Here is a 7,916-nt window from a genome sequence, read left to right on the forward strand (position 1 = left end):
TAAATATTTTGATGTGAGCAGCGTTATCGTGAGCCAAATACTCAAATGGGCTGAAAGAAGAGGGTGAAAATGTAAAATGTAAGGCTTGACCCCAAAGTCTTTGCATTAGGAGGCAGCATCTTTTGAGTGGGCGAAGTCAGATAGTACCTGAATTGACCATAATAAGTCCTGCCGTGAGCAATCTTTAATAAACATATCGTCTAACTCCTCAAATAGCAAAATCAGAATCACTTGTTAGAACAAGCTGTCAAACGGTAGTGAACTAGATCACATTGAACAGGCTTCAAGATTACTGGGTCTGGTCTAGAATAGGTGTTTCATTTGTGTTAATAGGTTACTGCGTGCTGTAGATCTAGACCCTGCCCCTCTCGTGCATTACTGTGCGCCGTGAATCTAGACCCCGACTTTCTCGCAAAGTTGTAGAACCAGAATCCAGCAATTGTTTCTCACATAGCCAAGAACCGTGGTCTGTCCCCTGTTCTGGTCCTGAGGACGTTGCGACCCTGAGGACATTGCCGGTGCGCGGGCACGGCCATTCACTGGCTTTCGTCACTTCACGTGGATGGCTACGGCTCCGATATAGATGATGCCGTCACCCCCTCCCGGGGGATCGAAGGCGTTGAAATTCACTTGCAGCGCGAGATTTACGGCGCCAGCAGGCGCGTAGTCAGGCACTGACGAGACGTAGCAGGTATCCTCGACAGCGGTCAGGTCGGTAGGGTCAAAGTGCCGGGTCGTGCTGCCCTCCGGGAAAAGGGTTTCCGTGAGTTGTATGGCCGTGACGAATGGCGGCCGGTCACCGGGGGCAAAAGCGAAGGTCCGGTAGCAGACTAAGATCGCGTCGATAACATCGCCCTCGACGACAGGAATGTGTTGATGGACCCAGAGCTGGTCGCTTCCCGTTCCGGACATGATCTGCATAGCACCAAGCGTTTTGATCAGCGTGAGATCCTCGGTGAGGCCAACGAAAGCGGTGGTAGGCACTATGCGCCACTCAGCGACCGCCACAGCAGGCACAACGAGGAGTACTTGTAGTGCGACCAGCAAAGCTAGCCCCAGGCGCCAGACGTGGCTCATGGCCCGTCTTCCCTGCCGTGCGATGAGTGTATAGGAAAAATAAATTCTTTTTTTCAACATGATAGCATCCTCTAAGGTTTGTGGATAAATACGTGAAATTAAAAAGAATTAGAACTTCAGACTATTTCTAGTTTAAATTTACGCTTATCAAAATGAAGGAGCAATACAGTAAATATCTGGGTCCAATATCTGAGTCAGGTCGAGAATAAAGAAAATGGATGCATGAAAGTGAGAATATAAACTTTTTATTCTAGGCCCTGAACTCTTTTTCCGCGACCCCTTTTGATGCGTGGTATCGTTCAGCTGCTCACGCAATGTTATCATCTTCGTCTCCTCAATCAAAACGGGGATATTCCTCAAGATTAAGGATCGGAGACTGCTATGTTAATTGCAGCAAGTTGAGTGGATCGGTGAAACGAATGAGGACGAGAGGGGCCAGGTCTATAATTGTTATTTCCACCATCTCCTTTTCAGCCCATTTGAGTATTTGGCTCACGATCGCGACGTTCACATCAAAATACTTACTTATCTGTGTCAAATATCAGACCCTGAAATACTGAAGTATTGCGCAAGTTTACGCGCTAGCTAGCCATTCTTTTTTATCGCCTTTTCTTACTCGCATCTTTATTCGTATCGCAGCACTAAGTTCTTCATCAGCGCGGTACATTGCAAAGTATTGTCTTGTTAATTCTGACGCCTCTGTTTGTCGGTTCGCACGAATTAGGCACAGTGTCAGCCGATCTAGGATGGGCAATTCTCCGTTAATACCGTTTTCTTTTCGTTCTTCGTCGATGAGTTGACCAACCAAGCCCATTTTCGGTTGTATAGTGGCGTAAGCTTCGATATTTGCTAATGCCTTAAAATATAATTTTATTGCTTCATCTGGATTTGACTGCTCTTGTTCTCGGGCCGCTCCCAATAACTCCTGATTAGCATTACACAACTTGTGGAAGGTGTTTAGGGCGGAAAAGTCTGTTTTTCGACTGAAATTTACCCAATTTAACAACGTTTCTGACTCTTGCGCTACCCACTCGCTTTCTAATTCCTCGGCCTGTGCAGAGTTAAGATCATCTACCAGAATAACGACTGTGTACTCTCCATTGAGATGTTTTTGGACGTATCGATGCCAAAGAGAATGTCGATCTTCGTCCCAAGCACGGCGCTTGGTTCCTTTCCCGATATAGAAAGGAACGCCTTGCTTGTCGTAATGACCATAAACATAATAGCACTTCGGATTTTCTTGGTTTGCTGAAGGTGACAGTGTCAAGCGCTCCTGTGCTTCTTCACCAATTCTAATTGTTATTCCTTTGTTTGTAATATTCGTTGAAATTTTCATTATGGAAAAATGTACTACAGGCTAACGTTTGCCATGTACTGACCATGGCACGGTGACTGATGAACTTGAATTTACCACAAACATGCTTGAAATCCCTTCACTTAAAATCTCACCCACCCCGTGGGTCGGCCACGATGGTCTAACACAGAGGGTATTCAAGTCTATTCAAATCTGATCTTATCCCCCAAAATAGGCACCCCCAAAAATAGCCTAATTTTGATTCATGAGAAATATCTTACTGTTAATCCTGTTTATACCCATTCTGGTAATGCTGCATGGTTGTGCCACAGATAAGCAGGTGGAGCGTTACCCCCAGGAAGTTGAAACTCCCCTCTCTAGCAAACCCTATAAGCGAAAAGATTGGCCTCACTGGATAGACTCCGATGGTGATTGCCAGAACACTCGTCAAGAATTATTGATTGCGACGAGTACAATCCCTGTTAAATTCAAAGATTCCCGTCGTTGCACAGTTACATATGGGCAGTGGCTTGGCGTCTATACCGGTAAGATATTTACCAAAGCCTCAAGTGTGGATATCGATCATATCGTTCCCCTCGCCCATGCTCATCGCCATGGCGCTGCAAACTGGACCAAAGCGCAACGCAGGAAATTTGCCAATGACTATGACAATCTCGTCGTGGTCAGTGACAAAGTTAATCAGGCTAAATCAGATAAAGCACCCCATGAATGGTTGCCGCCGCGAAAAGCCTATTGGTGTGAGTATGGAATACGGTGGAAATATATTAAGCAGAAATACAGATTGCTTTCTACTAAACAGGAACAATACGCCTTGAACTCATTAGCCAAAACCTGCCGATAGAAATCATTGATTAATTTCAATTATGACACCTTCAATATGAGAAAGGATGAAAACCGAATTTTGAAATACAATGAGTAAACAAACACAGTTAATTGAATTTAATGCTCTTTCTGCTCAATTCGTTTAAGCAATGCAAACAGCTCGCTATCGGTTGAAAGTACCAGCGTAGCATCGGCATTAATAATCTTCCGATAGGTTTCCATACTCTTGATAAATTTATAAAATTCGGCTGCTTCAGGTTTCTGCGCATAAGCCTTGGCGTAGATTTCTGAAGCCTTGGCATCAGCCTCACCGCGGATTTCCTGAACACGTTTGTAAGCGCTCGATTCGATTTCATGAATGTCGCGTTGCTTGTTACCGTTGATACGTGCTGCCTCTCCTTCACCTTCCGAACGGAAACGCTGCGCAATTTGCAGCCGTTCACTGATCATCCGTTGATAGATGCGTTCCAGTACCTGCTGATTGTAATTAATACGCTTGAAACGAACATCGAGCAATTCAATGCCAAACTCTGCCAATTTGGGTGCGGCTGCCTCAAACACTTCTTTCTCGATAGCAGCACGACCTACTTTGATCTGCCGTAATAGACCGAGTGTGCCTGTGCCTGTTAAAGAACCTAGACTTTCATCCTGCAGCGGTTGCCGATCTTTATCCGAGCGCACCACTTCGATGAGTTCATGTCGCGCGATAGCTGTACGGGTTTCGCTGCCCAAGATATCCTCCAAACGTGACTGGGCGCTCCGTTCATCCCTCAGTCGCAAATAATAACGCATTGGCTCGGTAATCCGCCAGCGGGCAAAAGTATCCACCTGCACATAGGTTTTATCCTTGGTCGACATTTCCACCATCGGTCCATCCCAGGCCAGATAGCGTTTGTCAAAACTGTTCACCCGTTGAATAAAAGGCAGTTTGAAATGTAATCCAGGGGCCGTGATAGGATCACCCACCGGTTTGCCAAACTGGGTAATGATGACCTGTTCAGTCTGATTGATCGTATAGGTGGACATGGCTGCCAAAATCACTAGGGCCAGGATTAACGCTAAGTTTTTTATCGACTGATTCATTGGGGCATCTCCACTGGTTTGGATGGAAAAGGCAACATGGGTAGAATCTGCTTAACCGTATCGTCAACGATAATTTGCTGCCTGGCCTGTGGTAATACATCACTCAAGGTCTCAAGATAAATACGGGTACGCGTTATCTCCGGGGCTTTGAGGTATTGTTCCAGCAATAGATTGAAGGCAGCCACATCCCCTTCGGCTTCATTGATGCGTTTAAAGCGATAGCCCTCGGCTGCGCGTATTTTCTGATCAGCTTCACCGCGTGCACGTGGTACTGCTTTGTTGTACTCACCGTTTGCCAAATTAATGGCATTCTCCCGATCCTGCTGGGCACGATTAACTTCATTAAAAGAAGGTTGCACCGGTTCCGGTGGATTGACATTTTTCAACTGCACCTGGTTAATGGTCATACCCAGCTGATAGCGCTCCGCTAGCAGGCGGGTACGCACTAATGCCGTTTCCTCAATCTCTTGCCGCCCGATAGTAATGATTTCATCGACAGTACGATCGCCTACCACCTCCCGCATGACTGCCTCGGCTATATCCCGTAAAGTCAGGCCCGGATTGCGCACATCGAAAAGGTATTTTTCGGGATCGGTAATGCGGTACTGCACGATCCATTCCATCAGCGCAGAATTCAGATCACCCGTCACCATTGATTTTTCGAGTTCAGGCTTATCACTGGCCTGATCGGGGTTAGTAAAGCCAGGTGTTGCAAAACCGAATTCCAGTTTCTGCTGCCGCTGCGTCGGTACCGGGATAACGGTATCGATTTCAAACGGCAATTTGACGTGTAAGCCAGATGGCACTTTTTCGATATATTTGCCAAAGCGAAGCACTATACCCTCCGATTCGGCCGGAATGGTATAAAACGAAGAAGTCAGTGCCACGATAAGCAGCATGATACCCAGCATTATCAGCAGCGGGGAAATTGGCAGAGTACTTACAATACGCGCTAAAACCGATTTAAAACCGTTCATTTACAGCCTCCCATTAACAAGAGTAATGGATTTGACCAGCATTGAAGAGTCTAGCTGCATCTACTCCCTTCTGGACAAAAGAAGGAGTGAGCGTACTGTTATTAAATCGGAAAGCTAAAATCGGTAACCGAAACGCCCACCTAAGGTGTCCATGCCTTCATTGTCATCAGCCAGATAGGCATTAGAAACATGATCAAAGTAGACCGATAACGAAGTCCTGGCGCCGAGGCGATAGCCGATTTCAATCGGGATGTGAAACAGTACCCGTGATCCCAAGGCCTTACGATCGTCGCGCACAAGATGAAGCTTGCCATTGTGAATTGCTGCGCCAACGCCAATACCAAAAAACATACCGCTTGCATGCTCGTATTGCCAACGAATATCGGTGTACAGTTTGGAGGTATCTCCCGCGGTATTCGCTGAGCCGCCAAAAGCAGGGCGAAAGGCTCCACCGAGAAAATTGACATGTGGCGAAAAGATGGCTTCCAGATTGAAATCAACGCCACTTTCACGACTGAAACCGCTCCACAAACCGCCGGTATCATGATGAAGTATGCCGAACTTGACCTCGTGCAACCAGGCAAGCGTCTTCCGCTCCTCTGCATAGCCCACAGATGTCATTGTGCAAGCCAGGCTAAAAACCAATATGCCAATAATTCGAGTGCGCATGATCAGATTGATATCCCCCAAAATTCCTGTAACGGTAATTTAACAACAGACGAGATACTTGGTCTATCCATCTTTGATGAAAAATTTTTTTATAGACCTCACCGAATCCTTCAATTCATCTCAAATCAACTTCCCCATTCACCGCATCCTCCAACACCTTCAGGAACTGATCACCATAACGCGCCAATTTAGCCTGGCCTACGCCGCTGATACGCCCCAGCTCGGTGAGGTTGGCAGGGCGATGATTGAGAATCTCCAGCAGCGTGCTATCGTGAAAGATCACATAGGGGGGGACACCCTGCTCGCGAGCCAGTTGCAGGCGCATGGCTTTGAGTGCATGCCATAGCGGGTCTTCTTTAGCACCGGCAAAAGCCTCGCGGGCGCGCGAGACGCGTTCGGTGCGGCTGATGGCACGCCTGCCAGCTTCGTTGTCGCGGCGCAGCCATAACTTGGTTTCCCCGCGCAGAAGCGGGCGCGCTTCTTCAGTCAGGCTCAGCCCACCATAAGCTTCCATCTGTACTTGCAGCAAACCGACTGCAACCAGTTGCCGGTAAACGCTGCTCCATTGTTGCGCTGTTAATGCCTTGCCGATACCGAAAGTGCTGAGTTGCTGATGCTGAAATCTTTCTACTTGCGGTGTGTTTTTACCCAGCAACACATCAATCAGGTGACCGGCGCCAAAGCGTTGTCCCGTGCGGTAGACACAGGACAGTGCCATGCGCGCTGCCTCGGTTGCATCCCAGGTATCCACCGGGTTGAGACAGTTGTCGCATTGGCCACAATTGCCAGGATGCGCTTCGCCAAAATAGCGCAGGATCGTTTGATGTCGGCACGTGGTGGATTCGCAAAAACCCAGCAGGGCATCGAGTTTTTGCCGTTCAACACGCTTGCGCTCTTCTGGCGCATCGCCCGCATCAAGCATCTGTCGCATCGAGACCACATCGCCCAAACCATAAACCATCCAGGCATTGGCGGGCAGGCCGTCGCGGCCGGCACGGCCGGTTTCCTGGTAATAGCTTTCCATGCTCTTAGGCAAATCGAGGTGCGCCACAAAGCGTACGTTAGGCTTGTCGATGCCCATGCCAAAGGCCACGGTAGCCACCATGATGACTCCTTCCTCGCGCAGAAATCTACGCTGGTGCTGGTTGCGCGTGGCGGTGTCAAGGCCAGCATGATAGGGCAATACATCCCAGCCACGTGCTTTCAGCCAGACCGCGTTTTCCTCCACTTTTTTGCGCGACAGGCAATAGACAATACCGGCATCGTTAGTATGCTCGGCTTCAAGGAAGGCTTGCAGCTGCTGGCGTGGATTGTTTTTGATGGCAACACGATAGCAGATATTGGGGCGGTCAAAACTCGCGATAAACTGCCGCGCATTTTCCAGCGCTAGACGGTCAACAATTTCTGCCCGTGTGGGTGCATCGGCAGTGGCCGTCAACGCGATGCGCGGCACGGCTGGAAAACGTTGGTGCAGTACTGTCAGTTCACGGTACTCCGGACGAAAATCATGGCCCCATTGCGAGACACAATGCGCTTCGTCAATAGCAAACAGCGCCAGACCATTGCGTTCCTGCAAGCGTTCCAGCATAGCCAAGAAACCTTCTGTCAACAGCCGTTCGGGCGCGACATATAGTAGCTTGAGTTCACCATGCAGCAACCGATTGGATACTTCTCGCGCTGCCCGGGCATCGAGACTGGAATTCAGAAACTCGGCTTGCACGCCAAGTTGATTAAGCGTTTCTACCTGGTCCTGCATCAATGCGATCAGGGGTGACACCACGATTCCGACTCCTGGCCGCAGCAAGGCTGGCAGTTGGTAGCAGAGAGATTTGCCGCCGCCGGTCGGCATCAGTACCAGCGCATCGCCTCCGGCAGCAACATGCTCGACAATATATTGTTGTTCACCGCGAAAGGCTGAGTAACCAAAAACATCATGCAGGATTTGTTCAGGGGCTGGAAGGGACATCATTTGA

The 7,916-nt window shown here is 48.6% G+C and carries 7 protein-coding genes; 1 reads left to right on the top strand and 6 read right to left on the bottom strand.

Features of this window, described 5'->3' with window-relative positions; all coding sequences use genetic code 11:
* Positions 1 to 549: 549 nt before the first annotated feature.
* Both J5I83_RS06475 and J5I83_RS06480 read right to left on the bottom strand, forming a co-directional pair.
* The gene (locus tag J5I83_RS06475) at positions 550 to 1,137 is read right to left on the bottom strand and encodes a hypothetical protein (RefSeq protein ID WP_304054309.1); all 588 of its coding nucleotides are present in this window, start codon (positions 1,135 to 1,137) and stop codon (positions 550 to 552) included.
* Between the two features lie 514 nt (positions 1,138 to 1,651).
* Positions 1,652 to 2,413: a hypothetical protein gene (locus J5I83_RS06480; RefSeq protein WP_304054311.1), complete on the bottom strand. Its 762-nt coding sequence runs from the start codon at positions 2,411 to 2,413 to the stop codon at positions 1,652 to 1,654.
* Between the two features lie 223 nt (positions 2,414 to 2,636).
* Here J5I83_RS06480 and J5I83_RS06485 point away from each other — a divergent pair, with 223 nt between their 5' ends.
* Complete coding sequence (locus J5I83_RS06485; RefSeq protein ID WP_304054312.1) at positions 2,637 to 3,233, top strand: HNH endonuclease family protein; 597 nt, start codon at positions 2,637 to 2,639, stop codon at positions 3,231 to 3,233.
* Positions 3,234 to 3,331: 98 nt separating this feature from the next.
* Here the strand turns inward: J5I83_RS06485 and hflC are convergent, their stop codons facing one another.
* The 4 genes from hflC to recQ form a co-directional block, all read right to left on the bottom strand.
* Complete coding sequence (gene hflC, locus J5I83_RS06490) at positions 3,332 to 4,297, bottom strand: protease modulator HflC (protein WP_304054313.1); 966 nt, start codon at positions 4,295 to 4,297, stop codon at positions 3,332 to 3,334.
* The gene (hflK, locus tag J5I83_RS06495) at positions 4,294 to 5,274 is read right to left on the bottom strand and encodes an FtsH protease activity modulator HflK (RefSeq protein WP_304054314.1); all 981 of its coding nucleotides are present in this window, start codon (positions 5,272 to 5,274) and stop codon (positions 4,294 to 4,296) included. Before hflK ends, hflC begins: the two co-directional genes overlap by 4 nt.
* A 114-nt stretch (positions 5,275 to 5,388) precedes the next feature.
* Positions 5,389 to 5,943 carry an acyloxyacyl hydrolase gene (locus J5I83_RS06500; protein WP_304054315.1) on the bottom strand — a complete coding sequence of 185 codons (555 nt, stop codon included), beginning with the start codon at positions 5,941 to 5,943 and terminating at the stop codon, positions 5,389 to 5,391.
* 115 nt (positions 5,944 to 6,058) lie between these two features.
* Positions 6,059 to 7,909 carry a DNA helicase RecQ gene (recQ, locus tag J5I83_RS06505; RefSeq protein WP_304054316.1) on the bottom strand — a complete coding sequence of 617 codons (1,851 nt, stop codon included), beginning with the start codon at positions 7,907 to 7,909 and terminating at the stop codon, positions 6,059 to 6,061.
* Positions 7,910 to 7,916: the final 7 nt, after the last annotated feature.

Origin of the sequence: Nitrosomonas communis (assembly GCF_024102715.1) — a bacterium.
Classification (GTDB): domain Bacteria; phylum Pseudomonadota; class Gammaproteobacteria; order Burkholderiales; family Nitrosomonadaceae; genus Nitrosomonas; species Nitrosomonas communis_B.